This is a genomic window from Rhizobacter sp. J219 (assembly GCF_024700055.1).
Classification (GTDB): domain Bacteria; phylum Pseudomonadota; class Gammaproteobacteria; order Burkholderiales; family Burkholderiaceae_C; genus Rhizobacter.
In genome coordinates, this window is the sequence record NZ_JAJOND010000001.1 from 5,166,778 (window position 1) to 5,191,544 (window position 24,767).

A 24,767-nucleotide genomic window follows, 5' to 3' on the forward strand; every position below is an offset into this window, starting at 1 on the left:
GTGATTCCCGTCCAACCAGCTGGCCCCGGTCGCACCGAGGAATTGGTTGCGCGCTACATGCGCCCCGGGGTCATGAACCTCGGCGCGTTGCCGCCGCTGGCGCTCTACGTGCACCTGCCGTGGTGCCTGAAGAAATGCCCGTACTGCGATTTCAATTCGCACGAGCAGCAAGGTGGACTGCCCGAGGCGGCTTATCTCGCGGCGCTGCGCGCCGACCTCGAAGCCGCGCTGCCCTTCATCTGGGGCCGCCGTATCCACAGCGTCTTCATCGGCGGTGGCACACCGAGCCTCTTCTCGCCCGAGGCGATCGGCGAGTTGATTGCCGACGTGCGTGCGCGCCTGCCGCTGGAGCCGGGTTGCGAGATCACGCTCGAAGCCAACCCCGGCACCTTCGAGCGCGACCGCTTCCGGGGCTACCGGCAAGCCGGTGTGACGCGCCTGTCGATCGGCGTGCAGAGCTTCAACGACGACAAGCTCGAAGCCATCGGTCGTGTGCACGACGCCGCCCAGGCGCAGGCTGCGGTGGAAGAAGCGAAGGACTCTTTCGAGACCTTCAACCTCGACCTGATGTATGCGCTGCCCGGGCAGACGCTCGCCGAGCTGCGCGAAGACGTGGCGCAGGCGCTCTCGTTCGCGCCGCCGCACCTGTCGATCTACCACCTGACGATCGAGGCCAACACCTGGTTCGCCAAGCACCCCCCCGTGGTGCCCGACGACGACACGGCCTTCGACATGCTGGATCTCATCACCGCCGAGACCGAGCGCGCGGGCCTCGCGCGCTACGAAGTTTCGGCCTTTGCGCAACGAGGCCACCACTGCCAGCACAACCTCAACTACTGGCAGTTCGGCGACTACCTCGGCATCGGCGCCGGTGCGCACAGCAAGCTGAGCTTCCCGCATCGCGTGGTGCGCCAGGTGCGCTGGCGCGAGCCACAGACCTACATGGCAAAGGCCGCCGAAGGACAGGCCATCTCCAATGACGAAGAGGTGAAGCGCGATGCGCTCGCCTTCGAGTTCATGCTCAACGCGCTGCGCCTGCGCGATGGCTTCGAACTCGCGCGCTTCACCGAGCGCACCGGCCTGCCGCTGTCCAGCATCGCGAAGCCGCTCGACGAAGCGCAGCGACGCGGGTTCATCGGGCGCGACTTCGCCCGCGTGTGGCCCACCGCATGCGGCTTCGATTTCCTCTCGGACCTGCAGGCGCTCTTTCTGTCCGACTGATCAGCCGCTCTTCGCCGAGCCGAAGGCCTGCGTGTAGCGGAACACCATCGCCGCACGCGAACGCACCCCCAGCTTGCAGTAGATGGTCTTGAGGTAGGACCGTACCGTGAACTCGCTCAGGTGCAGGCGGTCGGCGATCTGCTTGGTGAGGTAGCCCAGGCAAATGAACTGCACGATCTGCATTTCGCGGTTGGTCAGCAGGTCGTGCAGGTTCTCTCGCGGCATGCTGTTCTTTTCTTCAGGGGTCTCGTCGAGCACCAGCGCGTAGCGGTGCTCTCCCACTTCGAAATGCGCCAGCTCGCCTTCGGCATACACGAGGCGCGGGCGCGCGTGCCGGCGGCTCTCGACCACGTGTTTGGGCACGATGTCGTCCACGCAGACGATGCGGCAGACGCGGCTGCCCACCAGTACACGAGTGTCGGCCGTGCCTTCACCGCTGTGTGCATCGGTCTTCTGATGCTGGTTGGTCATCCGTGTCCCCATCCCTTGTGCGGCCGCTGCGTGGTCGGCCGCTGAGTGAGCGATCGTGCCACCTCATGCTGCTGTGCAGCACCCCCAAGTGTTAGGGAACCGGGCCGGATGGGCAGGCCCCATCGAACACGTGCTTTTGAGGGTATGCGGACGAGGGTACTCGCTTGCGCTGCCGCGCCCGGGCGAGCGCACTTTCACGCCCGACATCGCGGACTGGTGAGGCCTCCACCCGCTGCCTAGAGTCCATCGCATGGTCAACCGACCCTGCCACGACGGAGGCACCTGATGGATCAACCTTTTGACAGCGATGTGATGGACGATGCCGAGTCGTTCGACTCTGCGCTCGACTCGGCCGGAGACGGCTTCGACGCCGGAGACGGGTTCGACGAGAGCGATGCGTCCGGCGACGGTTTCGTCGACGAGATGGCGCCGGCCGCCAGCGCCGATGCCTTCGAGGGCGACGGCGCCGACGACCTCGGCGATGCCTTCGGCGAAGGCGCCGACGACATGGCGGTGTGGAACGCCTTCGAGGAAGAGATCGCCGACGGCCTCGATGCGGCCGACGACGATGAATTCTTCGGCCGCCTGCTCGGGGGTCTTGGCCGTGCGGCCGGCGCCCTCGGGCGCGGCGCCGGGGGCAGCGTGGCGGGGCGCATGGGCTCGTTTGCGCAGCGGGCCAGCAACGTGGCCGGACGGGTGGGCGGTGTGGCCCGCCGCGTGGCGCCGGCGGCCCAGGCGGCTCAGCGCATTGCCCGCATGCTCGGCGCGCCGGGCGTAGCCGGCGCCTTCGGCAACGTGGGCAGCATGGCGCAGGGCGTCGGCCAGGCGGCGAGCGGCGCCCAGGGCCTGCTCGCGCGCCTGAGCCAGCTGATGGGCGGCGGCGCCGATGCCTACGAGGCCTTCGACGACGTGGCCGACATGTTTGCCGAAGAGGGTGTCGACGAAGCCCTGCCCGCGGTGGTGGCACTCGCCGCCCGCACCGCGGCGCGGGGGCTGGGGTTCCGCAACCTGCAGCAGGTGTCGCAGGCCGGCCGGCGCGCGCTGGTGCGCGGCGTGGCGGCGGCGGCGCGCGAGCTGGTACGCCACCGCGGCCCGCGGGCCGTGGCCGCCTTGCCGCGCCTGGCGCAGGCGGCCACGCGTGTGGCCACGCGCCGCGCCCCCACGCCGCAGCGTGCCATGCAGCAGGTGCGCCGCGGCCTGCCGCAGGCGGCGCGCCGCGTGGCCCAGAACCCCCAGGTGGTGCGCCGCCTGGCACGCCCCCAAAGCGCTGCGCGCCCCGCGCGGCTGCAACGCCCCCAGCGCGGTGGGCCCCTGCCTGTTGCACGGCCTGCCGGGGTGGGCCGTGGCTCGCCGGGGCCGATGGGCACGCGCACCTACACCTTCCAAGGACCGGTCACCCTGACCATCAGCCCGCAGCGGGCGTAACTCTCTAGAAACCGAGCACGGTGCTGAAAGGAGCTCACCATGGACCGATTTGAAGCCGACGTGATGGACGACCTGATGTATGACGCTGCCGAGGGCCCCGCGGGCGGTGCGGCCAGCGCGTACGACGACTTTGACGAGTACGACGAAGGCGACGACTACGACGCCTATGACGAGTACGACGAAGGCGACGACGAATTCTTCGGCGCCATCGCCGGGGGCCTGGGGCGCCTCCTCGGGGGTGGGGGCCGCGGACGTGGCCGTGCCCGCCGCGGGCGGCCCGGTGCCGCCGGCGGTGGTGGTGGCGGCGGCGGAGGCAACCCCTTGAGCGGCCTGCTCGGCGGTCTGGGGGGCTGCTCGGGGCCGACGAGTTCGACGAAGGCGACGACGTCGACGGTTACGACGCCTACGACGAGTATGACGAGGGCGACGATTTCGACGGCTACGACGAATTCGACGCCGGCGACGACGTCGATTCGCTTGAAGACGCCGTGGCCGATGCGCTCGACGCCGCCGATGGCGATGAATTCTTCGGCCGCCTGCGCAGCCTCGCGAGCGGTGCGATGAACGTGGCGCGCCGCGTGGGCCGCGGCGTGGGCCAGGCCGCCCGCGTGGTGGGCCCGATCGCCAGCATGATCCCGCTGCCGCAGGCGCAGTTGATCGGCCGCATGGCCAACGTCGCCGGCCGCCTGCTGGCCGATGGCGCCGACGAGTTCGAGGCCTTCGATGACTTCGTCGACGGGTTGGACGACGACGCGATCGATGCCGCCGCGCCGGTGCTCGCCGGCATGGTGGTGCGTCGTGCGGTGCCTGCGATCGCCCGGGCCGCACCCGCCGTGCGCCGCGCTGCGGTGCGGGGCGTGACGCGTGCCGTGCGCCAGGCCGTGCGCCGCCAGGGCCCGCCCGCCGCGCGTGCGGTGGCGCGTGCCGTGCGCGCCACCCGGCGGGTGGTGCAGCAGCGCCGCGTGCCGCCGCGCCAGGCGGCACGGGTGGTGCAGCGTGCGGCGCAGGCCGTGGCGCGCCGTCCGCAGGCCGTGCGCCGTCTTGCCCGCCCGCTGGTGCCGGCCGCACGCCGCACCACGCCGCGGGGTCCCGCCGCCCGGGTGGTGGCGCGCACGGTGGCGCCGGTGGCTCGCCGCGCCGCGGTGGTGACGCCGGGCACGGTGGCAGCTCGCCGCGCCGGTGTCGTGGGTGCGGCAGGCGGCTGCGCGCACTGCGGCGGGCGCCGCATCAACGTGCGCGGCCCGGTGTCGATCCACATCCGCGCCCGTTGATCGACCGCCACCGACGCCCACGCCAGCACCAGGAGCAAGTCCATGTCGGCCCCACTCACGTCCGCACGCCGGTTTCTGCGCGCCAAGATCCAGGGCCTCTCGGCCCGGCTCTCGCGGCTCGCACGCATCGACAACGCGTTCGTCGGCCTGCGCCCGCAGGACATGCCCTACGCGCCATCGGCGCAGCACTTCGCCGCGGCGAACGCGCGGCTCTCGCGGGTGGAGCAGCGCATCCGCACACGTTTCGCGCAGCTGCGCGAGGGTGGGGAGGCGCGGCCGCCGCAGCGGGTGCTGATCGACATCGCACTCGTCGAGCGCGAACTCGACCGGGCGCGCCGGCTCTTCGGCATGTTCTACGAGGTGTTCGCGCAGCGCGGCACGGCCTTCGGGCCTTCGCTCGCCGCGCACGACGTGATCGCCGAAGACTGCTACCTCGCCGTGCGCGAAGCGGCGCCGCGCATCTTCGATGGCCGCTTGCTCAAGCCCGTCTGCTACATGGAGCACGGCTACTCGCCGGCCACGATGCGGCGCGGCGTGTCGCTGTCGCGTCTGCTCGGCGAGGCCAACCCCTTCCCGCTGATCCGCATCCCCTGGGACCGCGACCAGCCCTGGCAATCGGTTTTCCTGCACGAGGTGGCGCACAACCTGCAGGCCGATCTCGGCATCTGGCAGGAGAACCGCCAGGCCGTGCTGCGGCGTGTGATGGGCTCGGCGCGCGATCCCTTCCTCGCCACGGTCTACGGCCGCTGGCACAAGGAGATCTTTGCCGACCTCGCCGCCATCCTGCTCGGCGGGCCGGCCGCGGCCTGGGGCATGGCCGATTTTTTGGCCCATCCACAGCCGCGCACGCTGACCTACCGGCCCGGCGGCGCGCACCCGACCGCCTATCTGCGCGTCTACCTGCTGGCCGAGATGCTCAGGCGCATCGGCTTTAACGACCACGCGGCGCGCCTCTTGCGCGTGTGGCAGGCGCTGTACCGGCGCGACGGGGTCAACCGCATCCCGCCTTCGCTGATCTCCAGCGCGCCGCGGATCATTCCCGAGGTGGTCGACGAGATCGCCTTCCAGACGCGGCGCAACCTGGCGCAGCGGGCGCTGGCCGATGTGATCCCCTTCGGCAGGGCCGACGAAGACGCCATCCGCGACGGCGCACGTCGCCTCGCCGAAGGCAGCAGCACCGCCCTCGCACCGCGCCACCTGGTGAGCGCCGCGCACTATGCGCTGGAGGGCGGGCGCATCGCGCCGCAGCGCCTGGCGCGCAGCGTGGTCGAGCAGCTTCTGCAGACGCAGCGGCCGCTGCTTTCTTCTGCACCGCCACCGGCGCGCCGAGAGCCCTTGAGGCTTGCCGCCTGATTCACTCAACGAGGACCCGACCATGCAGAACACGGCCTACACCAGCACCCCCGCCCGCGGCGACGTGGGCACGCCAGACCCCAAGCGCCTGGAGATGGATAACCTGATCCGCCGCGAGCTGGGTGTCGGCGACCCGAGCAACCCGCAGCAGGTCGCCAATGCGCTGCGCGAGCGCTACCAGAACGACGCGCGCACCCGCGCCATCGAGCAGGAGGCCCAGGGCCTGCCATTCCTGCAGACGCGCCCGCTCTTCGTGCCCGCGGCGATGGAGCGCACCGCCACCGCGATCGATCTCGAACAGGCGCGCAGCGACGTCGACAAGGACTTGCAGGAGCTCACCTCCAGCAACCTGCTCAAGGATGTGGCGCCCGAAGTCTCGACGGCTGGGCCGATTCCATCCGCGCCGCCGTCACCGAGGCCACCAGCGCCGCACGCTTCGGGCTCGACCCGCGCCAGCGCGACCGCGCCTTCGGCCTGCGCCGCACGTTGAGCGACTACGCCCGCCTGGCCCGCCTCGTGGGTGCGCTCACGCCGTCGATGAACCACAACTACCGCAGCCTCGCGCAGAGCATCGACGAGGTGAACTCGGTGATCCTCGTGCTGGTGGGCGAGAGCATGGCCAACAACGGCTTCGCCGGTGGCCGCTTCCTGCTGCAGGCGCCCTACACCGAGCTGCAGACGCGGCGTGACGCCGCGATGCACGCGCTGCGCAACCTGCTGGGCTCGCTGCAGTTCACCAACCAGGCCAACGAATGGCCGCGCGGCATCGACGCCTACCGCCGCCTTTTCGATGCGCTCGAACTGCAAGGCCAGGGCGACCTGCGGGCGCTCATGACCGAGCAGGAACTCGGCCGCACGATGGACGCGCTCGTGCGCCGCGCCGCGCAAGGCACCGCCACCGGCCTGCGCGCACTGGGCTCTACCGCGCAGGTCGACCTGCAGCGCTTCTACCGGCTCATCAACTTCGGCTACCAGCTCGTCAACCCCGAGTCGCCGCCGCTCACGTCCTTCCTCGAAGCGCTGCGCCTCTTTGCCGATGGCTTCGGCACCGCGGGTGGCTTCCGCCTGCTGCGTGTGGCGCGACCGCCGATCGTCTTCTACGGTCTCTACACGCAGGAGGAAGAGGAGCACGCCGACCGGCGCCTGACCCAGCTCACCATCGAGCGCGGCCGGCTCGCCAGCCAGCTCGACTGCCTGATGCGCTGCAACTGCGACGAGACCACGGCGCGTGCGCAGATCATGCTCGACAAGGCGCTGTACGACGTCGACCGCGCGATCGACCTCTATGCCGTGGGCCGCGACGACCTGGGCCAGCCCGAGCTGCGCGCCGCGGCCTACAGCTACCTGCTGGAAGCGCTGCTGCGCAGCACCACTGCGGCCGGCCGGGTGGTCATCCCGGTGCTGCCCACCGACCCGCCGCTGCAGGCAGGCGACCCGGCCCAGGCCAACGACCCCTGCACCTCGCCCACGGCTGTGCCGAGGCCCGAACTGCGCCGCACGCTCATCAACCTCAGCAACCTGCTGCGCCCGAAGGACGCCACGCCGCAGCTGTCGGACTGGGACACCACCGTCATCAATTTCGAAGACCGTCGCAAGAAGAACAAGAAGCTGCCCGGCTCCGATTTCCGCTTCGCCGACGTGCTGCACCAGGAGCTGTGCCTGCAACTCGACGGCGAGCAGCGCTGGGAGCACATGGTGCGCCAGATGGCACCCAACTGCATCAGCGCCTCCGCGGTCTTCGGGCCCACCGGCGACATGACGCTGCTGCTGAAGAACGCGATGGCGCTGGCGGCCTTCGGCGCCAAGAACGTCGAGACCGATTGCGGCCTGCAGGGTCCCAACATCCCGGCGCACATCGAGACGTCGATGGACACCATCGCCTACAACAGCTCGCGCACCGGCCGCGGCCGTTGAACCGAATCACGACACCAGGAGGTTTTCATGGCAACAACGACTTTCCTCGTCTTCGAACCGCTGGCCCCCGGCGACGTGGTCGCCACGCTGGCAGAGGCCGAGCCCGACGACGAGGCGATCGACGACGAGGGGGTGCCGGAAGGCGAGGTCGCGGACGAACTCGTCTTCATGGGCATCGAGCGCAGCGCCTTCTGGGAGCACAACAACCGGATCACGCTCTACGAGCGGAAGAAGCTGAACGCGCTGAGCCGGCTCGTCGTCGCCGCCGAGAAACAGGCCACCAACACCGAGCCGCGGCGCGACACCTGCTCGGCGCGGGTCGACATGTCGAACCTGGCCTTCACCGTGGTGGCCCGCATGAACACCCTGGCCACCTACCTGATGGACCGCCACGACGTCACGTTCGACCTGGTCCTGCAGAAGCTGCTCGACCCGTCGACCGGGGTGCTTGTGAACGAGATCGAAGCCTTGCTGGCGGTCGACGACCCCGCGGCCGTCCGCGCACTGGACCTGCTGCACCGTGCGCTCGATGCGCAGACCTTCCGCAAGAACGCACCGAACGACCTCTTCGGCGAGCTGAACCGCCGCGCCGCCTGGCTGCTGGCGGCCAAGTGCGAGGTGGCCGGGCTGGAAGGAACCGCCGCCGACTGGCCCGAGCGCGCCGCCAGCGAAGCGCCGGTGACCAGCGCGGCACCCCCGGCCCGGCGCCGCCAGGCCAAGAACTGACGCACCCCTTCTCATTCCCCACACAGCGCCCATCACACCGTTCCAGGAGAAAAGGTCATGAGCTTCCAGACCACCGAAACCATCCAGCGGCTGTGGGAGACCTTCCTGCGCGACCAGCTCGCGGCCATGCCGCCTGAGCAGCGCCAGCAGTTCGAGGGCTCCTTCGAGCAACGCTTCGGCGAGCTGCTCAAGGGCGCGGCCAGCAGCGGCGACGGCCGCGACGGATTCCTCGACCTGATCGGCTTCGGCGACAAAGGCGCGCCCGACTTCGACCAGATCTCCTACCCGCACATCACGCCCGATTTCGACGATGCGATCGTGCCGAGCCAGCTGCACGCCGCAGCCGAGCTGTACTACATCTACCAGCACGAGCGCATGAAGATCTTCGAGGTGGTGGAGACGCTGCTGCGCCTCTTCCGCCTGGGCAAGATGCGCATCCAGCGCGGGCCCGGCGCGCGGGGTCTGTACCTCCTGGAGAAGTGGAAGCCGCTGCGCTACGGCCGCAACGAGCGCATGGTGGCCTACCGCCGGGCCTTCAACTACGGCACCAATGCAGCACCGGCCGGCGCGGTGGTCAACCGCAACTTCCATCGCCAGCTCGTGGGCTTCATGGTTTCGCTCGGCCAGTACTTCCGCGACCTCTTGATCGGCGAGGTGATCCGCGGCGGCCAGCTCATCGAGCAGCGGCCCTTCGGCAGCGTCGCCACCGTGCAGCGCATTGGTCTGGACCTGCGCTACGCGCTCGACCGCTCCACCTACGGCAACATCTTCTCGCTGGCGATGGAGACCGGCCACCACCTCAAGGGCATCCTGCAGCTGCTCGACTCGCCCGACATCAAGAAGGCTTTCGACGCCAACACCAAGTGGGACGTGGTCGAGATCGTCTCCAACCGCTACCTCGGCGGCACCGCCGAGCCCTCGCAGCGCGCCAAGATGGCCGAGAGCGGCCGGCGCATCCTGCAGTTCGTGGCCGACAACGACTTCAAGACCGCCATCGACCCCATCCTCTTCCAGAGCACGGTGCGCCCGATGGGGGCCCACGCTGAAGCCTGGGTGGCGGCGTACCGCATGACGCCCGAAGGGCGTGGCTTCCCCGGCGTGACCCCGGCGCTGCAGAGCGTGCTCGGTGTGCCGCAGGCGGCGTGAGGTGCCACCATGACCAAGACCGAGGGCAGACAACATGCAGCGCGCCGATTTGCAGCTTCTGGTGAACCAGCGCAAGCCCGCGTGCGTGCTCGACCCGGCACTCGTCTTGTGCCAGCCGCGCGGACCCTTGCTGGCGACGCGGCTGACGCAGGTGATGGAACCCTGGCTGACGCGTTCTTTCTGGCAGGCGCTCGATTCCAGCGAGTTGCTCGCCCGTGGCGCTCCGGATGGCGATGCGGGTGTGTCGAGTGCCGCCTTGTCGGCATGGATCGCGATGCGTGAGGGCACGGAGCTGGGCGCGTCGCTCTTTCGCTGGATCGGCGATCGCATGCCCGAATCGCTGATGCAGGAGTCGGGCGACCTGCGAACCTTCGAGCGCTATGAGTTGCTGGCGCAGGCGCTGGCGCAGCGCGGCGACGATCGACCGCCCGCAGGCTGGTGCTTGCGCTTCGACGCGGAGGCGGCGTCGCGAGACGTGCTGGCGCTGTCGGCCACGCTCGACGGGGCGCTTGTGCTGTGCGAGGGCAGAGACGAGCCGTGGCCGGTGCGTGCCGCCGCGGCGGCAGGGCTGCCAGTGACGCAGCTGCAGCCGGCGCGCGACAGCAGCCTGTTTGCGGCCGAGCACGGGCTGGTGCGCCAGGGGTTGGCCGCTGCGGGGTTGGCGCCTGTGCTGTCGGACGGGCCGCCGCTGGCGGTGTTGCATGTGCTCGTCGACGATCTCGATGACCGCGCGCGGGACGAAACCGCCGACCCCTGGCTGCACGCCAGAGCGTGCTGGTATCTGCTGTGAGGCGAGCATGCGGCCGCAACCCGCGTTCCCTGCGCGTCGGGGCGACTCCTCCGCCGTCGCGCGAGTTTTTTGACCACTGAGCACGACATGGCACGGGACATCGACCTTTTCGTGGATGAGATGCTTGATGACGTGGTCCGGCGCTGGACGCACGAACAGGACTTCGACCCTGCATGGCGGACCCCGCAGTGCACGCAGCCGTGGATCCGCAGTGGCCACATGCCCGATTGCGCACGCTTTGCCGCCGGCGTGCGCCATCGCAAGCCCCCTGGCCGGCTTGCCTTGCTGCGGGGCCAATGCCGGGAGCAGCAGTTCATACGCGACCTGTGCCTGGGCCGGATCGAGCGTGATGTCCAAGGGCGGCTGCGCCGTGTTCCCCGGTCGCGTTGGGGGGCGGCCGCGACTGCCGCTGCAGCTGCGAACACCGATGTGCGGCGAGGCGTCCGGGTCACGCCCACGATGCGGCGCAGCCCGATTGCGGATGCTGTGTTCGGCCCCTTGGGTGAGAGGGGCACCGGCCGCAACCCGGGTCTCCAGCCGGCGCTGGAGCACAAGTCCATGTGGGTGGCGCGCTATGTCGACCCTCGCACCGGACGCATCGATCGGCAGGCGCTGCGCGATCGTGTGCTGAGGGAGGCCAACCAGGTGCGTCGGCAGCAGCAGTGGGCGGGCCGGCCCCCGGCCGGTCGTCACGAGGTGCGTCCGGGCATGCCGCTGGAGCATGAACTCGTCTACTCGCTCAGTGGCCTCGCCGGGCTGCCGGCGCACGCGGTGCGCGGCGTGCGCAGCCTCATCCAGCACACCGCCTCGCGTGCCGGCGTGCGTAGCCACATCCTCGACATGGACGGCTGAAGCATGCCAAGACCTCCAGCGCTGGAAGAGGGCCGGGGCGGCCTTCGCATCAACGACCACGGAAACCATCGCCGTGAGCGTGGCCGGCCAGATCGCCCACCCCGTGGCGCGCGCCGCGCCGCACCGTGTGGGCCACGACGGCGTGCCGCGTGTGCTGCCCGGCACGGGCGGCATCGTGCTCAACCGGCGCATCGGTGACCTGTGTGTGGGCATGGCGGGCGACCACATCGAGCCCGGTGTCTCGCTTCACAACAACGGCCGCGAAGTGATCGGCCCGCGCGACGGGCCCAACAACGCGCTGCTCACCTATGCCAGCGTGGGCAACCATGCGCGTGTGATCAGCGGGCCCTGCACCGGCAAGACGGGCGTGGTGACCGGCAAGCATGGCGGCGTGAACCACGTGATGGTCGACTTCCCGACCGAGGTGCTGATGCGCCTGCAGATCGGCGACCGTGTGCAGATCGTTTCACACGGCATGGGCCTGCGCCTGCTCGACCATCCGCGCATCACCGCGATGAACTGCTCGCCAAGGCTCATCCGCCGTTGGGGCCTGGTGGAGCGTGACGGTCAGCTGCATGCGCCGGTCACCCACCTGGTGCCGGCGCGTGTGATGGGCTCGGGCCTCGGCAAGAACACCGCCTGGCGCGGCGACACGGACATCCAACTCGTCGACCGCGAAACGCGCCGGCGCTACCGCCTGGGCAGCCTGCGCTTCGGCGACATGGTGGCCATCATCGGCACCGACACACGCTACGGCACGTCGGCGCAGACCCCGCGCATCACCATCGGCGTGATCGTGCACGGCGACAGCACGGTGAGCGGCCACGGGCCAGGCGTGACGGCCTTGCTCACCGGCCCGCTCACGCACCTGCGACCACGGCTCGATCCGAACGCCAATTTGGCGGAGATCCTCGGCGTGCGGCGCGCGCAGCCGCCACGTGAGCAAGCGACATTGCCCGAGCGCGACCGGCCCAGGCTGGCGCGTTCACGTCAGGCCATCACCTCCGACGTGACCTGATGGTAGTCATCGCTCCCCTCGCCGACGATGGGCGGAGCCTGGACCGACAGGAACCAGAGTTCGCCCTCGGGTTTGACGGAAAAGCCGTGCGGCGTGCCCGGTGGGATGTCGACCTCCTCGCCCGACTGGATGTCTTGCCAGGTGTTGTGGGGGTAGGCCAGTGCGCGCGAGGCGTTCGCCAGCCCTTCGCGCTGGCCGAGCGCATAGATCATGGCGTGTGCATGCGCGTGGAAATGCACTTCCCGCGTCAGGTCGGTGTCCACCTTCACGATTTCGATCTGGACGTCATCGGAACTCAACCCGTGCGGCGAGAGGATCGAGCGCAGGAAGGTGTCAGGAAGCCGTGTTTTCCAGAAGCCGTGGTAGTCGATCATCGAAATCATCTCCGAGATCGCGTCCGCGGGGAGTTCGCGGAGGATGGCAATGATGTCATCGCTGATGTTTTTCAAGGTGCTGCCGGGAATGGCCATTTCTTCCTCTCCTGTGCGTGGTCGTGAAAGTGCCGGCGCCAAGGGGCGCCGTCGGTGGTTTGTCTCCTTTGGGGTGTGCCGCTACGGGCGTTCGGGGCCTGCCAGCCCTCGATTCGGGGCGGGATTCTTGCAGCGATAACGTCTTCTCTGTGCGGATGGAACAAAGCGTTACGTTAAACGCAACGTTGTATCGGCAGAAGAAACGAGTGGGCAGGGAAACCCGGAGGGAATAGGGTCAGCGTCCGGATCAGACGCGGTTCGTCGACATGCCCGCGGTGCTGCGCAGGCGCTCGATGAGCTTGCCCGCGATGTGCGTGAGAGGCAGCACTTCATGTGCGGCCCCGGCGTTGATCGCCTCGCGCGGCATGCCGAACACGACGCAGGACGCTTCGTCCTGCACGTAGTTGTAGCTGCCGGCGTCGCGCATTTCCTTCATGGCCCGCGCGCCATCGCCGCCCATGCCGGTGAGCATGATGCCCAGCGCATTGGGGCCGACGACGCGGGCCGCCGACTTGAACAGCACCTCGACCGACGGCTTGTGGCGGTTGACCGGATCGCCGTCTTGCACACGGGCGAGGTAGTTGGCCCCGCTGCGCTCCACGCTCAGGTGAAAGCCGCCGGGGGCGATGTATGCATGGCCAGGCAGGATGCGTTCGCCGTCGCGTGCTTCGGCGACGCGGATCTTGCACAGGCCGTCGAGCCGGGCCGCATAGCTCTTGGTGAAGCCGGGCGGCATGTGCTGCGTGATCACGACCGCCGGCGAATCGGGCGGCAGGTTGATCAGCACTTCCTTGGTGGCTTCGGTGCCACCGGTGGACGCACCGATGAAGATGATCTTCTCGGTCGACAGGCGGCCTAGCGGGCTCGAGTTCACTGCCGGGCGTGCCGGGGCGGGGCTGCCGGGCGCGGCCGGGGCCGGCACCACCGCCTTGCGGATGTGCGCCTTGCTCGCGATGCGCACCTTGTCGGTGATGTCCTCGGCCAAGAGGCGCAGGCCGTCGGCCACACCGATCTTGGGCTTGGCGACGAAGTCGATGGCGCCGAGCTCCAGTGCCTTCATCGTGACCTCGGCGCCGCGCTCGGTCAGCGTCGACACCATCACCACCGGCATCGGCCGCAGGCGCATCAGCTTGGAGAGGAAGTCGATGCCATCCATGCGCGGCATCTCGACGTCGAGCGTGATGACGTCGGGGTTGAGGTTGCGGATCATCTCGCGGGCCACCAAGGGGTCGGCGGCCGCGCCGATGCATTCCATGTCGGGCTGGCGGTTGATGATCTCGGCGAGCAGGCTGCGCACCAGGGCCGAATCGTCCACCACGATCACGCGGGTCTTGGGCATTTGTGGCTCTCCCTTGTCCGCGTCAGAAGAGGTCGACGGAACCACCGCCGGTGGACGCCGGCACGGCCTTCTGGGCGGCGGCGCGGTCTTGTGCGATGAGGGCGTCGGTGTTGGTCGGCGCGAGGCGCTTGACCATGGCCTTGCCGCTGCCCGGCAGGAAGCACACCTTGCGCGGGTAGACGTCGAGCACATCCTTCGAGACGATGGGGATGCGCTCGGTCTTCAGGTAGTCCATCACGAAGTTGGTGTTGCGCTCGCCCACGTTCATCGTGGTCATGCCGCTCACCACCTGGCCGCCGCCGAAGACCTTGGCTTCCATGGTCATGCGGTTGGCGCCGCGCTTCATCATCTCGTTGATGAGCAGTTCCATCGCATACGAGCCGTAGCGGCCCGAGTCGCCGGCGCCGTCGGGCAGCATGAAGTGGTTCATGCCGCCGACCTTTGCGTTGCGGTCGTAGATGCAGGCCGCGATGCACGAGCCGAGCGTGGTCATGATCAGCATGTCTTCGTTGTGCACGAAGTACTCGCCGGGCAGGATCTTCACCGCATCGTTCTTGAAGTGCGCGTCGTAGAAGAAGAACGAGGCCTCGCCGGGTTTGCGGGGCTGCGACTTCAGCCGTTCCAGGCGTGAGCCGGGCGCGGGGTTCGAGGAAGAAATCAAGGCCATGATGTCCCGATATCGGTGTGCTGCTGGGTGGGCTTGAGCAGGTCTGGGCGAAGAGAGGGCTTCATACGCGCTCGTAAACCGTCTTGCCGCGCAGGCGGAAGAGGTCCTTCGATTCGGTGAAGTTCTCGGAGTGGCCCACGAAGAGCAGGCTTTTGGGTTTCATCACGCCGTGGATGCGCTCCAGCACCTTGCGCTGCGTGGGCGCATCGAAATAGATCATCACGTTGCGGCAGAAGACGATGTCGAAGGGCTCGCCGAGCTGCCAGCGCGCTTCCATCAGGTTGTGCGTGCGGAATTCGATCATCCGAGCCAATTCGGGCTTGACGCGAATGGAGCCGCTGTTGGCGCCCTTGCCGCGCAGGAAGTGGGCGCGCAGGCGCTCGGGCGAGAGGCCGCGCGCATCGGCGTTGTAGACGCCGCGGCCGGCGGTGGCGAGCACCTTGGTGTCGATGTCGCTGGCGATGATCTTGGCGGCGCCGCTCGCCATGTTCTCGGCGCAGGTCATGGCCAGCGAATAGGGCTCTTCACCGGTCGAGGCGGCATTGCACCAGATGCGCACGCTCTGGCCGGCGCGTGCCTTCAGTTCGGTCGCGAGCATCTGGAAGTGGTGCTCTTCGCGGAAGAAGGAGGTCAGGTTGGTCGTGAGGCAGTTCACGAACTCCTGCCACTCGGGGTGCGAGGGCTGCAGGCTTTCGAGCGACTGCAGGTACTGGCTGAACGAGCGCTGGCTCGTCTCGCGCAGGCGGCGTGAGAGGCGGCTGTAGACCATCGCCTGCTTGCCCGCGTGCAGGCTGATGCCGGCGTGCTGGTAGATCAGCTGCCGCACGCGGTCGAAGTCGGCGCTGCTGAAGCTGAACTCCTGGTCGGTACGGTCGGCCACGCCGCCGGGGACGGCAAGGCGCAGGGCGTTGAGTTCGGCGGGGGAAGCGGCGGCGCTCATGGGTGTCGGCTTGTCCTGGTCGTGGGCGTGCGCAAAGGCTCGGCGAGCCCGGTTCTGCGGGTCTTATCGGCTTGAAGTCTGCGGGCCTTGAGTGGCGGGAAAGGTCCAAGTTGGCAGGCCTTTCCCGTCTATCTCCCCTCAGCCCGCACGGGCATGCGCAGTAGACTCTTCGGCAACCCTTCAAGAGACGTGGCTTACACCCCTGCAACCCCGGAACCCTCGCAGCTGAAGCTGGGAGCGGCGTTGCAGTTGCTGTCGCAGTCAGGGCATGTGCTGCCTGACCGCGACGAGGTGGGCCAGGCCGCCTGGCTGCAGGCGGTGATCGACGCGCTGTGCAACCTGTCCAGCCGCGATCCCTTGACCGGCCTGGCCAACCGCCGCCAGTTCGAGCTGGCGCTCGCCCGCGAGATCGACCGCGTGGCCCGGGCCGGCGAGCCGGCGCTGGTGCTGATCGCCGACATCGATCGCTTCAAGGCGGTGAACGACACCCATGGCCATGCGGCCGGCGACCTGGTGATCCAGTCGGTGGCGCAGTCGCTCAACGACTGTGTGCGCCCGATGGACACGGTGGCGCGCCTGGGCGGCGAAGAGTTCGCGATCATCCTGCCCAATTGCCCGCCGGCCTTTGGCCAGACGGTGGCCGAGCGCATCCGCCGCAAGGTGGAGCACAGGCCGGTGGCCATCGGTCTCACCGAGGCCATCAACATCACCATCAGCCTGGGCGGAGCGTTTGCGCCGCAGTGGGTGCGCTCGTCGGCGCCGCTGTGGATCGAGCGGGCCGACCAGCAGCTGTACCGGGCCAAGACCGAAGGTCGCAACCGGGCCTGCCTCGAAATGCCTCCAGTCTCGCTGGTGACGGCCGAAGAAAAGGGGCTGCTCTTCGGTGTGTCGCAGTTCCAGGACCTCGAATAACGCGTCGTCATGACCACCCCTTCCACGCAACCCCAGGCCACCCCGGCCGGCACCCGCCGGGCGAGCATCCTTGCCGTGACCAGCGGCAAAGGCGGCGTGGGCAAGACCTTCGTCTCGGCCAACCTCGCGGCGGCGCTCGCGCGGCGCGGCGAGCGTGTACTCGTGCTCGATGCCGACCTCGGCCTCGCCAACCTGGACGTGGTGCTGAATCTCTTCCCGAAGATCACGCTGCACGACGTGTTCACCGGCAAGGCCAAGCTCGAAGACGCCATCCTGCCCGCACCGGGCGGCTTCTCGGTGCTGCTCGCCGGCTCGGGCCTGGTCGAGTATTCGCGCCTCACGACCGAGGTGCGGGACCAGCTGCTCAAGATCATCGAGACCGTGACGCCGCGCTACGACCGGGTGCTGCTCGACACCGGTGCCGGCATCTCCGACGTGGTGCTCTTCGCCGTCTCGCTCGCGACCGACGTGCTGGTGGTCGCCACCCCCGAACCCACGTCGCTGACCGACGCCTATGCCACGGTGAAGGTGCTTGCCACCCAGCAGCAGCGCACCCACATCTCGCTCATCGTCAACCAGGTGGGCAAGAGCGGCGAAGGCCGTGTGATCCGCGGCCAGCTGCAGCAGGTGGTCGACCGTTTCGTCTCGCCCACGCTGCCCGAAGGCACCGGGCCGGTGAAGCTCGACCTGCTGGGCGAGATTCCCACCGACACCGCGGTGCGCGAAGCGGTGCAGAAGCGCCAGCTGCTGCTGGAGATGCTGCCCGGCAGTGCCGCGGCCAAGGGCATCGTCGCCATCGCAGGCAAACTCTGCGAATCCTGATTCCCTCTTTCCAATTCCCGTGACCGAACACACCCAGACCGCCTTCGAGCGTGTCGGCGGCGAAGCTGCCGTGCGAGCGCTGGTCGACCGCTTCTACGACCTGATGGACCTGGAGCCGGCCTATGCCGAGCTGCGCGCGCTGCACCCGACCACGACCGAAGGCTCGCGCGACAAGCTCTTCTGGTTTCTCTGCGGCTGGCTGGGCGGCCCCTCGCACTACACCGACCGCTTCGGCCACCCGATGCTGCGCGCACGGCACCTGCCGTTTGCGATCGGCATCAAGGGGCGTGACCAGTGGATGGCGTGCATGGTGCAGGCGATGCACGAGCAGGGTTTCGACGATGCCCTGGTTGCACGCCTCAAGGAAGCCTTCTTCAAGACCGCCGACTGGATGCGAAATATCTAGCCCCCCAGTCGCTGCGCTCCTGCCCCCTAGGGGCGTCGCCGGCTTGGGGCGGCCCGGCGCCGGCTGGCACGGCGTCTGAGCGTCGTCACGCGGCTTTCAACAGCACCACCAGCGCCCCGCTGCCCCCTTCGGCCGGGCGCGCCTGCACGAAGGCGAGCACCTCGTTCTTCTGCACCAGCCAGCTGCGCACCCGCGCCTTGAGCACCGGTTCGCGGCCGGGTGAACCCAGGCCCTTGCCGTGCACCACCCGCACGCAGCGCAGGCCCTGCTCGACCGCCTCGCGGATGAATGCGTTGAGCTTCACCCGGGCCGGGTCGCGGCGCAGGCCGTGCAGGTCGATCTGTGCCTGGATCGCCCAGCCGCCGCGGCGCAGCTTGCGCACGACGTCGAGGCCGATCTCGGGTCGGCGGAAGGAGAGCGTCTCGTCGGTTTCGAGCAGGGTGTCGACGTTGAACTCGTCGGACAGCGACTCGCGCAGCGCGGCGCGTTCGTCGCGTTGCCGCTGGCGCGGCTCGGGCGAGGGCAGGGCGCGCGGCTGGCGCGCACGGCCGGTGGGGCGCAGCGGTTGCACCGGGCCTACGGTGATGGCGAAGAGGTCTCGCTCACGCTTTTCGCGGGCGGCAATCTCGCGCGCCAGCGTCTCCTGTCGCTCGGCCTCGCGGCGCGCTTCGGCGAGGGCGGCCTTCAGCTCCGAGAGCGTCTGCAGGCCGGCGGCACGGGAGGGTCGGCGAGGGGGCATGCGGGCACTGTAGCGCCCGCGAAGAGGCCCTCGCGGTGCGTCAGTGGTGCTTGGGGTAGGTGGCGAGCAGGGCGCCGTCGTGCGGGTACTGCAGCGCGGGCAGCGTGTCGGCAAAGCCGTCGAAGGGCTCGCCGCGTTTGGCGGTGACGCCGGCTTCACGGCGTGCCGCTTGGGCGTCGCCGCTCGGGCGGGCAGGCGAGGCGGCGGTGTTGAGCTGGCGAGAGGCCAGCCGCGCCAGTTGCGAGCGGGTGTTGCCCAGGTCGAGCTGCAGCTGGGCGATCTGGCGCTTGGCTTGTACGATGTGCTGGCCGGCGGTCTGCATCTGCTGGGCGTGGCGGGCGCGCTGCTGGGTCAGCCCGGCGAGGTAGCGCGAGCGCAGCACGATCCACTGCGCGAGTGTGATCAGCATCAGGGCTGCACCTGCGAGCCAGAGAATGGCATTGGTGTTCATTTCCAAACTCCTGTGAACAACGTGACGTCACTGTAGAAGTCGCGTTAGCCCGGAGGAAGGACGCATGTCACGGTTACACACAATCCCTGCCGGGCTTCCCGCGAACAGGGGACGCCCGGCGTTGATCTTGCTCAAAGCAATCCGCGCTCCGCGAACGACACGACCTCAGACTGGCTCACCACCAGATGGTCGAGCACCCGCACGTCGATGAAGGCAAGGGCCTTGCCGAGTGTCTGCGTGAGGAATTCATCGGCCCGCGAGGGCTCTGCCGCACCCGAAGGATGGTTGTGGGCCAGCAGCACTGCGGCGGCGCCGAGGTCGAGTGAGCGCTTGAGCACTTCGCGTGGGTAGACGCTCGTCTGCGTGAGCGTGCCCCTGAACATCTCTTCTGCACGGATGAGCCGGTTCTGCGCATCCAGAAAGAGCACCACGAACACCTCGTGCGGCTTGCTGCCGATCTGCAGGCGCAGGTAGTCCTTCACCCGCGTGGGCGAGTCGAAGACGGGGCGCTGCATCAGCTCCTGCGAGAGCGAGCGGCGGGCCAGTTCCAGCACCGCGCTCATTTCGGCACGTTTGGCGGGGCCGAGCCCCTTGATGCGCTTCAGGTCGGCCGGCTCTGCCTGCAGCAGACCCGAAAGCCCGCCGAACTCGGTGAGCAGCTGCTGCGCCAATTGCAGCACCGAGCGGCCTTTGACGCCGGTGCGCAGCAGGAGGGCGATCAGCTCGGCGTCGGCCAGGGCCTCGGGGCCTCGCGCCAGCAGCTTTTCACGCGGTCGGGCATCTGGCGGAAGGTCTTTCAGAACCATGTGGGGGTGCCAACTAAAATTCGCGCGAGTCTATTCGTATTCGCCAGCGGAACCGTCCACTTGAACCACCCGATCCAACACGTCCAGCAGGGCTCCTTCCTGACCCTGCACTACCGCTTGTGCGGTCCCGACGGTGCCGACGTCATCAACACCTTCAACGACAAGCCTGCCACGCTGTCACTCGGCTCGGGCCAGCTCGCGCCCGCCATGGAAGCGAAGCTGCTCGGCCTGCCCGAGGGCACGCGCACGAGCTTCCAGCTCGCCGCAGGAGAAGCGTTCGGCGAGCGCAACCCTGAGATGCTGCAGCGGGTGAAGCTCTCGCTGATGCACGAGCTTGGCGACCCGGATGAGCGCTACAGCGTGGGCGACGTGGTGCAGTTCCCCACGCCCGACGGGCAGGGCCGCTATGCCGGCGTGGTGCGCGAGGTGGGGCCCGACTGGCTGCTGTTCGACTTCAACCACCCGCTGGCCGGCCAGCCGGTGACCTTCGAAGTCCATCTGATCGGGGTGCTGTGATGCTCGATGAAGTCTTGCTGGCCGAGCCGCGCGGCTTCTGTGCGGGGGTGGACCGCGCGATCGAGATCGTCGAGCGGGCGCTCGCCAAGTTCGGCGCGCCGATCTACGTGCGCCACGAAATCGTGCACAACACCTACGTCGTCAACGACCTGAAGGCCAAGGGCGCGATCTTCATCGAAGACCTGGCCGAAGTGCCGGCCGGTGCCACGCTCGTCTTCAGCGCCCATGGCGTGTCGCAGGCGGTGCGGCGCGAGGCGCAGGAGCGCGGCTTCAGCATCTTCGACGCTACCTGCCCGCTCGTGACCAAGGTGCACGTGGAAGTGGCCAAGCTCCACAAGGAAGGCTACGACTTCATCATGATCGGCCACAAGGGGCACCCCGAGGTCGAAGGCACGATGGGGCAGTTGAGCGAAGGCATCTACCTCGTGGAAGACGTTGACGACGTCGAGCGGGTGCAGGTCGCGCAGAGCGACAAGCTCGCGGTGGTGACGCAGACCACGCTGTCGGTCGACGATGCGGCCGACATCCTGGCGGCGGTGAAGCGACGCTTCCCGAGCGTGCGCGAGCCCAAGCAGCAGGACATCTGCTACGCCACCCAGAACCGGCAGGACGCGGTGAAGGTGCTGGCCCCGCAGGTCGACGTGCTCATCGTCGTGGGCAGCCCCACCAGCAGCAACAGCAACCGCCTGCGCGAGCTGGGCGAGCGCCTGGGAGCGGCGGCCTACATGGTCGACCAGCCCGAAGACCTGCAGCCCGAATGGCTGGACGGCAAGCGCCGTGTCGGCCTCACCGCCGGCGCGTCGGCGCCCGACATCCTTGTGCAGCAGGTCATCACGCGGCTGAAGGCCATGGGGGCGGTGTCGGTGCGCAAGATGGAGGGCGTCGAGGAGACGGTGCACTTCCCGCTGCCCAAAGGCTTGAAGTAAGCCGAAACAGGCCTCCTAGAATCCGCAGACCATGCTCGACATCACCCTGCTGCGCAAAGACCTCGACAGCGTCGTCAAGACCCTCGAAAAGCGCAAGACCCCCCAGCCCTTCCTCGACGTCGAGCGCTTCCAGTCGCTCGAAACCGAGCGCAAGGCCATCCAGACCCGCACCGAAGACCTGCAGGCCCGGCGCAACAGCCTGTCCAAGCAGATCGGCATGCTCAAGGCGCAGAAGCAGGACACCTCGGCGGTGATGGCCGAAGTGGGCAGCCTGGCAGACGACCTCAAGGCCAGCGCTGACCGGCTGGAGGTGATCCAGGCCGAGCTGTCGCAGATGCTGATGAGCGTGCCCAACCTGCCGCACGAGAGCGTGCCGGTGGGCGGCGATGAGCATGCGAACGTGGAGCTCCACCGCTGGGGCACCCCCAAGACCTACGACTTCCCGGTCAAGGACCACGTCGACCTCGGCGCCCCGCTGGGCCTCGACTTCGACACCGGCGCCAAGCTCTCGGGCTCGCGCTTCAGCTTCCTGCGCGGCCCGGTGGCGCGCCTGCACCGTGCGCTCGCGCAGTTCATGCTTGACACGCAGACGAGCGAGCACGGCTACACCGAGTGCTACTCGCCCTACATCGTCAACCGCGAGGTGCTCGAAGGGACGGGGCAGCTGCCCAAGTTCAGGGAAGACATGTTCTGGGTCACGCGTGGTGGCGATGAAGACCAGCCCGAGCAGTACCTGATCTCCACCTCGGAGATCTCGCTCACCAACACCGTGCGCGAGAGCGTGCTCGCCGAAAGTCAGCTGCCGATCAAGCTCACCGCGCACAGCCCGTGTTTCCGCTCCGAGGCGGGCAGTGCCGGGCGCGACACGCGCGGCATGATCCGCCAGCACCAGTTCGACAAGGTCGAGATGGTGCAGATCGTGCACCCCGAGAAGAGCTACCAGGCGCTGGAAGAGATGCGCGGCCATGCCGAGGCCATCCTGCAGAAGCTCGGCCTGCCGTACCGCGTGGTCACGCTGTGCACCGGCGACATGGGCTTCGGCTCGACCAAGACCTACGACCTCGAGGTGTGGCTGCCCGCGCAGAACACCTACCGCGAGATCAGCTCGGTGTCGAACTGCGAAGCCTTCCAGGCGCGGCGCATGCAGGCGCGCTTCAAGAATGCGCAGGGCAAGAACGAACTGGTGCACACGCTGAATGGCTCGGGCCTCGCCGTGGGCCGCACGCTGGTGGCCGTGCTCGAGAACGGCCAGAACGCCGACGGTTCGATCACGGTGCCGGAGGTGCTGCGTCCGTACATGGGCGGCACGGCGGTCCTCAAAGCTTGAGCTAGAATCCTGGGCTTTCCGGCAACCGACCCGCCGGGCACCGAATCAGGAGAGGTGGCAGAGTGGTCGAATGTACCTGACTCGAAATCAGGCGTACCGCAAGGTACCGTGGGTTCGAATCCCACCCTCTCCGCCAGGTAGCAGCAAAAACGGGCCCTCGTGGCCCGTTTTTCTTTTTGCACGCTGGCACCGCGCAACGTGGTCGCGACGACCATCGTCCGATCGAGGCGATGCGCCTCGTCCCACCCCATCGACGGTGGCGAGGCCGCTCCCGTGTAGGACTTTTCCGGTTTCTCTTGAAAGGGCCCTGTTGCCCGAACGCGATCGTCCTTAGGCTTCGTTCGACCTTCACAGCCACGTTTCAACGGAGCCAACCCATGCCCACCACGTCTACCCAATCCCGCAAGTCCACCTCCACCCGTACGGCCGCTGCGCGCACGCCCGATGCGATCAAGCTGCTCACGCAGGACCACAAGGAAGTGAAGGCCCTGTTCAAGGAGTACGAGAAGCTCTGCAAGGCCGACGCCGATGAAACCCAGAAGCAGGCACTGGCCGAGCAGATCTGCGAGATGCTCACCGTGCACGCGCAGATCGAGGAAGAGCTGGTCTACCCGGCCGCGTATGAAGCCCTCGACGAGAGCGACCTGGTCGACGAAGCCCAGGTCGAGCACGCAAGCGCGAAGGACCTGATTGCGCAGATCCGCGGCATGCAACCGGCCGACGAGCTGTACGACGCCAAGGTCACCGTGCTGGGCGAGTACATCGACCACCACGTGAAGGAAGAAGAAAAAGAGATGTTCCCGAAGCTTCGCAAGTCGGAACTCGACCTCAAGGAACTGGGTGTGTCGCTGCAGGCCCGCAAGAGCGAGCTGATGGGCGAAGAACCCCCGGTGCATTGAGCAATCTCACCCCCTGATCGGAGAAAGGGCCGGCCATGAAATCCGCACCTTCGCTCATGGCAGCCGTGACTGCGGTTGCCGCCCTCGCTGCCGGTGCCTTGCTGGCGGCTGAGGACCGCATGCTCTTCGAACCCCAGCAGGCCATGCTGGTCGGCCTGGTGGATGACGTCCGCGCCTTGCTGGACGAAGACCCCGCCTCGCGCAGCCCGAGCGAAGGCCGGCGTTCGGTGAGCCGCAGCGGATCGGGGACGCAGGAGCGCCGATGAGCGAGGTGCAGCGCGGGAGCGGCGGCCATGCCGGCGCGATGCCGTCGACGACGAGCACCTCGTACGCGGCCCGCCATTCCCCGCTTCTCAGCGCCTTTGACCGTTTTGCCTCGGGTGTCACACGCTGGGCGGGCACACCGGCCGCTTTCTGCGCCGCTTTGCTGGTGATCGTGGCCTGGGGCGCGACCGGGCCGCTTTTCGGGTTCTCCGAGAACTGGCAGCTGGTCATCAACACCGGCACCACCATCGTGACCTTCTTGATGGTGTTCCTCATCCAGCAGAGCCAGAACAAGGACAGCGTGGCCCTGCACCTGAAGCTCAACGAGCTGCTCGCGGCCAACCGGCAGGCGAGCAACCGCATGATCGGCATCGAAGGGCTCGACGAACAAGACCTGCGCGAGGTGGCAAGTTTCTATCTGCGCCTGTCGGAGCGGGCCAAGGAAACCGGCCCGCTCAAGGAAGCGCATTCGATCGACGAAGAAGGCATGCCCACCGACGCGCCGCAGCGGGGCCGGCGCCTGGCGGCCTGAAGCCTCAGGCGACGGCGCGCACCTGGTCGCACACCGCGTTGACCAGGGCTTCCATCTCTTCGGGCTCGAAGGGCTTGAGCAGCGACTTGACGTTGGGGCCGAACTGGCTCACGGCGTCGCCGAATTCATAGCCGGAGCAGAGCACCACGCGACGATCGGGTTTGTCGGCGAGGAGCTTGCGGGCCAGGTCGGTACCCGACATGCCGGGCAGGCTCACGTCGGTGATCACGACGTCGGCCTCGCGCTCGGCAAGCACGGTGAGCGCCTCTTCGGCGGTGGCGCAGCAGACGATGTCGCGCCCTGGGGCCTCGAGCAGCATGCCGATGGTGTCGCGCAGGTCGTCGCTGTCTTCGACGTAGAGGATGGTCACGGCATTCACAGAAACGCTCCGGTCTGGGTGGCAGCAGTCTAAAGGCAGAGCCGGGCTTGGACGAGGGGCCCCAAGCAGCCGTCCAGCCGGTCTCACGAGGGGTGTAGGCCGCTTCCTACAACCGATTTCGGGCTTGTCCTTCACCGGCCGCGAGGCCCAAAGCCCTACGCTGCCTGCACCCATTTCCTGCCCTG

General features: G+C 68.3%; 30 protein-coding genes and 1 tRNA gene. 22 read left to right on the top strand and 9 right to left on the bottom strand.

Annotation, left to right across the window (positions count from 1 at the left end; all coding sequences use genetic code 11):
- Positions 1-57: 57 nt before the first annotated feature.
- Positions 58-1,221, top strand: a complete 1,164-nt coding sequence (gene hemW / locus LRS03_RS24640; protein ID WP_257828872.1) for a radical SAM family heme chaperone HemW — start codon at positions 58-60, stop codon at positions 1,219-1,221.
- Here hemW and LRS03_RS24645 read toward each other — a convergent pair whose 3' ends face one another.
- A complete protein-coding gene (locus LRS03_RS24645; protein WP_257828873.1) occupies positions 1,222-1,692 on the bottom strand; it encodes a response regulator transcription factor in 471 nt (156 codons plus the stop codon).
- 285 nt (positions 1,693-1,977) lie between these two features.
- Between LRS03_RS24645 and LRS03_RS24650 the strand changes: the two genes are divergently transcribed.
- The 11 genes from LRS03_RS24650 (at position 1,978) to LRS03_RS24700 (ending at position 12,187) form a co-directional block, all read left to right on the top strand.
- Complete coding sequence (locus LRS03_RS24650; protein WP_257828875.1) at positions 1,978-3,117, top strand: hypothetical protein; 1,140 nt, start codon at positions 1,978-1,980, stop codon at positions 3,115-3,117.
- A 39-nt stretch (positions 3,118-3,156) separates the two neighbouring features.
- The gene (locus LRS03_RS24655) at positions 3,157-3,681 is read left to right on the top strand and encodes a hypothetical protein (protein WP_257828876.1); all 525 of its coding nucleotides are present in this window, start codon (positions 3,157-3,159) and stop codon (positions 3,679-3,681) included.
- Entirely contained in the window at positions 3,606-4,388 is a 783-nt protein-coding gene (locus tag LRS03_RS24660; RefSeq protein WP_257828878.1) for a hypothetical protein, read from the top strand. Before LRS03_RS24655 ends, LRS03_RS24660 begins: the two co-directional genes overlap by 76 nt.
- Before the next feature lie 42 nt (positions 4,389-4,430).
- On the top strand, positions 4,431-5,741 hold the full coding sequence (locus tag LRS03_RS24665; protein WP_257828880.1) for a hypothetical protein: 1,311 nt from the start codon (positions 4,431-4,433) through the stop codon (positions 5,739-5,741).
- A gap of 22 nt (positions 5,742-5,763) precedes the next feature.
- Complete coding sequence (locus LRS03_RS24670) at positions 5,764-6,231, top strand: hypothetical protein (RefSeq protein WP_257828881.1); 468 nt, start codon at positions 5,764-5,766, stop codon at positions 6,229-6,231.
- Positions 6,228-7,655 (top strand): hypothetical protein, encoded by a 1,428-nt coding sequence (locus tag LRS03_RS24675; RefSeq protein WP_257828882.1) that lies wholly within the window; start codon positions 6,228-6,230, stop codon positions 7,653-7,655. Before LRS03_RS24670 ends, LRS03_RS24675 begins: the two co-directional genes overlap by 4 nt.
- Positions 7,656-7,682: 27 nt before the next feature.
- Positions 7,683-8,381 carry a hypothetical protein gene (locus LRS03_RS24680; protein ID WP_257828884.1) on the top strand — a complete coding sequence of 233 codons (699 nt, stop codon included), beginning with the start codon at positions 7,683-7,685 and terminating at the stop codon, positions 8,379-8,381.
- Positions 8,382-8,438: 57 nt separating this feature from the next.
- On the top strand, positions 8,439-9,527 hold the full coding sequence (locus tag LRS03_RS24685) for a hypothetical protein (protein ID WP_257828885.1): 1,089 nt from the start codon (positions 8,439-8,441) through the stop codon (positions 9,525-9,527).
- 34 nt (positions 9,528-9,561) lie between these two features.
- The gene (locus LRS03_RS24690; RefSeq protein WP_257828886.1) at positions 9,562-10,317 is read left to right on the top strand and encodes a hypothetical protein; all 756 of its coding nucleotides are present in this window, start codon (positions 9,562-9,564) and stop codon (positions 10,315-10,317) included.
- 87 nt (positions 10,318-10,404) lie between these two features.
- Positions 10,405-11,169 carry a hypothetical protein gene (locus tag LRS03_RS24695; RefSeq protein ID WP_257828887.1) on the top strand — a complete coding sequence of 255 codons (765 nt, stop codon included), beginning with the start codon at positions 10,405-10,407 and terminating at the stop codon, positions 11,167-11,169.
- A gap of 73 nt (positions 11,170-11,242) precedes the next feature.
- Positions 11,243-12,187, top strand: a complete 945-nt coding sequence (locus LRS03_RS24700; RefSeq protein WP_257828888.1) for a DUF4438 domain-containing protein — start codon at positions 11,243-11,245, stop codon at positions 12,185-12,187.
- Here the strand turns inward: LRS03_RS24700 and LRS03_RS24705 are convergent.
- The 4 genes from LRS03_RS24705 to LRS03_RS24720 all read right to left on the bottom strand — a co-directional run bounded on the left by LRS03_RS24705 (position 12,160) and on the right by LRS03_RS24720 (position 15,603).
- Positions 12,160-12,657, bottom strand: a complete 498-nt coding sequence (locus tag LRS03_RS24705) for a cupin domain-containing protein (protein ID WP_257828889.1) — start codon at positions 12,655-12,657, stop codon at positions 12,160-12,162. The two genes, LRS03_RS24700 and LRS03_RS24705, sit on opposite strands and share 28 nt — an antisense overlap.
- 247 nt (positions 12,658-12,904) lie before the next feature.
- Entirely contained in the window at positions 12,905-13,996 is a 1,092-nt protein-coding gene (locus tag LRS03_RS24710; protein WP_257828890.1) for a protein-glutamate methylesterase/protein-glutamine glutaminase, read from the bottom strand.
- A 22-nt stretch (positions 13,997-14,018) separates the two neighbouring features.
- Entirely contained in the window at positions 14,019-14,663 is a 645-nt protein-coding gene (cheD, locus tag LRS03_RS24715) for a chemoreceptor glutamine deamidase CheD (RefSeq protein ID WP_257828891.1), read from the bottom strand.
- 61 nt (positions 14,664-14,724) lie between these two features.
- The gene (locus LRS03_RS24720) at positions 14,725-15,603 is read right to left on the bottom strand and encodes a CheR family methyltransferase (protein ID WP_257828893.1); all 879 of its coding nucleotides are present in this window, start codon (positions 15,601-15,603) and stop codon (positions 14,725-14,727) included.
- A 153-nt stretch (positions 15,604-15,756) separates the two neighbouring features.
- Here LRS03_RS24720 and LRS03_RS24725 point away from each other — a divergent pair, with 153 nt between their 5' ends.
- From LRS03_RS24725 to LRS03_RS24735, 3 genes are read left to right on the top strand one after another with little or no spacing between them, the layout of a single operon-like run.
- Positions 15,757-16,515 (top strand): GGDEF domain-containing protein, encoded by a 759-nt coding sequence (locus LRS03_RS24725; RefSeq protein ID WP_257828894.1) that lies wholly within the window; start codon positions 15,757-15,759, stop codon positions 16,513-16,515.
- Positions 16,516-16,524: 9 nt separating this feature from the next.
- Positions 16,525-17,337, top strand: a complete 813-nt coding sequence (locus LRS03_RS24730; protein WP_257828895.1) for a MinD/ParA family protein — start codon at positions 16,525-16,527, stop codon at positions 17,335-17,337.
- A 13-nt stretch (positions 17,338-17,350) separates the two neighbouring features.
- Positions 17,351-17,743 carry a group II truncated hemoglobin gene (locus LRS03_RS24735; RefSeq protein WP_374685113.1) on the top strand — a complete coding sequence of 131 codons (393 nt, stop codon included), beginning with the start codon at positions 17,351-17,353 and terminating at the stop codon, positions 17,741-17,743.
- Positions 17,744-17,828: 85 nt separating this feature from the next.
- Here the strand turns inward: LRS03_RS24735 and LRS03_RS24740 are convergent, their stop codons facing one another.
- The 3 genes from LRS03_RS24740 to radC all read right to left on the bottom strand — a co-directional run bounded on the left by LRS03_RS24740 (position 17,829) and on the right by radC (position 19,739).
- A complete protein-coding gene (locus tag LRS03_RS24740) occupies positions 17,829-18,482 on the bottom strand; it encodes a Smr/MutS family protein (protein WP_257828897.1) in 654 nt (217 codons plus the stop codon).
- A gap of 40 nt (positions 18,483-18,522) precedes the next feature.
- Entirely contained in the window at positions 18,523-18,933 is a 411-nt protein-coding gene (locus LRS03_RS24745; protein ID WP_257828898.1) for a hypothetical protein, read from the bottom strand.
- A gap of 131 nt (positions 18,934-19,064) precedes the next feature.
- The gene (gene radC / locus LRS03_RS24750) at positions 19,065-19,739 is read right to left on the bottom strand and encodes a RadC family protein (RefSeq protein ID WP_257828899.1); all 675 of its coding nucleotides are present in this window, start codon (positions 19,737-19,739) and stop codon (positions 19,065-19,067) included.
- Between the two features lie 72 nt (positions 19,740-19,811).
- Between radC and LRS03_RS24755 the strand changes: the two genes are divergently transcribed.
- The 7 genes from LRS03_RS24755 (at position 19,812) to LRS03_RS24785 (ending at position 24,203) form a co-directional block, all read left to right on the top strand.
- Positions 19,812-20,255 carry an FKBP-type peptidyl-prolyl cis-trans isomerase gene (locus LRS03_RS24755; RefSeq protein ID WP_257829687.1) on the top strand — a complete coding sequence of 148 codons (444 nt, stop codon included), beginning with the start codon at positions 19,812-19,814 and terminating at the stop codon, positions 20,253-20,255.
- Entirely contained in the window at positions 20,255-21,181 is a 927-nt protein-coding gene (ispH, locus tag LRS03_RS24760; RefSeq protein WP_257828900.1) for a 4-hydroxy-3-methylbut-2-enyl diphosphate reductase, read from the top strand. The genes LRS03_RS24755 and ispH overlap by 1 nt, the downstream gene beginning before the upstream one ends.
- Before the next feature lie 31 nt (positions 21,182-21,212).
- Positions 21,213-22,508, top strand: a complete 1,296-nt coding sequence (serS, locus tag LRS03_RS24765; protein WP_257828902.1) for a serine--tRNA ligase — start codon at positions 21,213-21,215, stop codon at positions 22,506-22,508.
- Between the two features lie 48 nt (positions 22,509-22,556).
- Positions 22,557-22,644: transfer RNA gene (locus LRS03_RS24770), tRNA-Ser, on the top strand.
- A 241-nt stretch (positions 22,645-22,885) separates the two neighbouring features.
- The gene (locus LRS03_RS24775) at positions 22,886-23,407 is read left to right on the top strand and encodes a hemerythrin domain-containing protein (protein WP_257828903.1); all 522 of its coding nucleotides are present in this window, start codon (positions 22,886-22,888) and stop codon (positions 23,405-23,407) included.
- A gap of 35 nt (positions 23,408-23,442) precedes the next feature.
- A complete protein-coding gene (locus LRS03_RS24780) occupies positions 23,443-23,673 on the top strand; it encodes a hypothetical protein (RefSeq protein WP_257828904.1) in 231 nt (76 codons plus the stop codon).
- The gene (locus LRS03_RS24785; protein ID WP_257828906.1) at positions 23,670-24,203 is read left to right on the top strand and encodes a low affinity iron permease family protein; all 534 of its coding nucleotides are present in this window, start codon (positions 23,670-23,672) and stop codon (positions 24,201-24,203) included. The genes LRS03_RS24780 and LRS03_RS24785 overlap by 4 nt, the downstream gene beginning before the upstream one ends.
- Positions 24,204-24,207: 4 nt before the next feature.
- Here LRS03_RS24785 and LRS03_RS24790 read toward each other — a convergent pair whose 3' ends face one another.
- Positions 24,208-24,573: a response regulator gene (locus LRS03_RS24790; RefSeq protein ID WP_257829688.1), complete on the bottom strand. Its 366-nt coding sequence runs from the start codon at positions 24,571-24,573 to the stop codon at positions 24,208-24,210.
- Positions 24,574-24,767 lie beyond the last annotated feature (194 nt).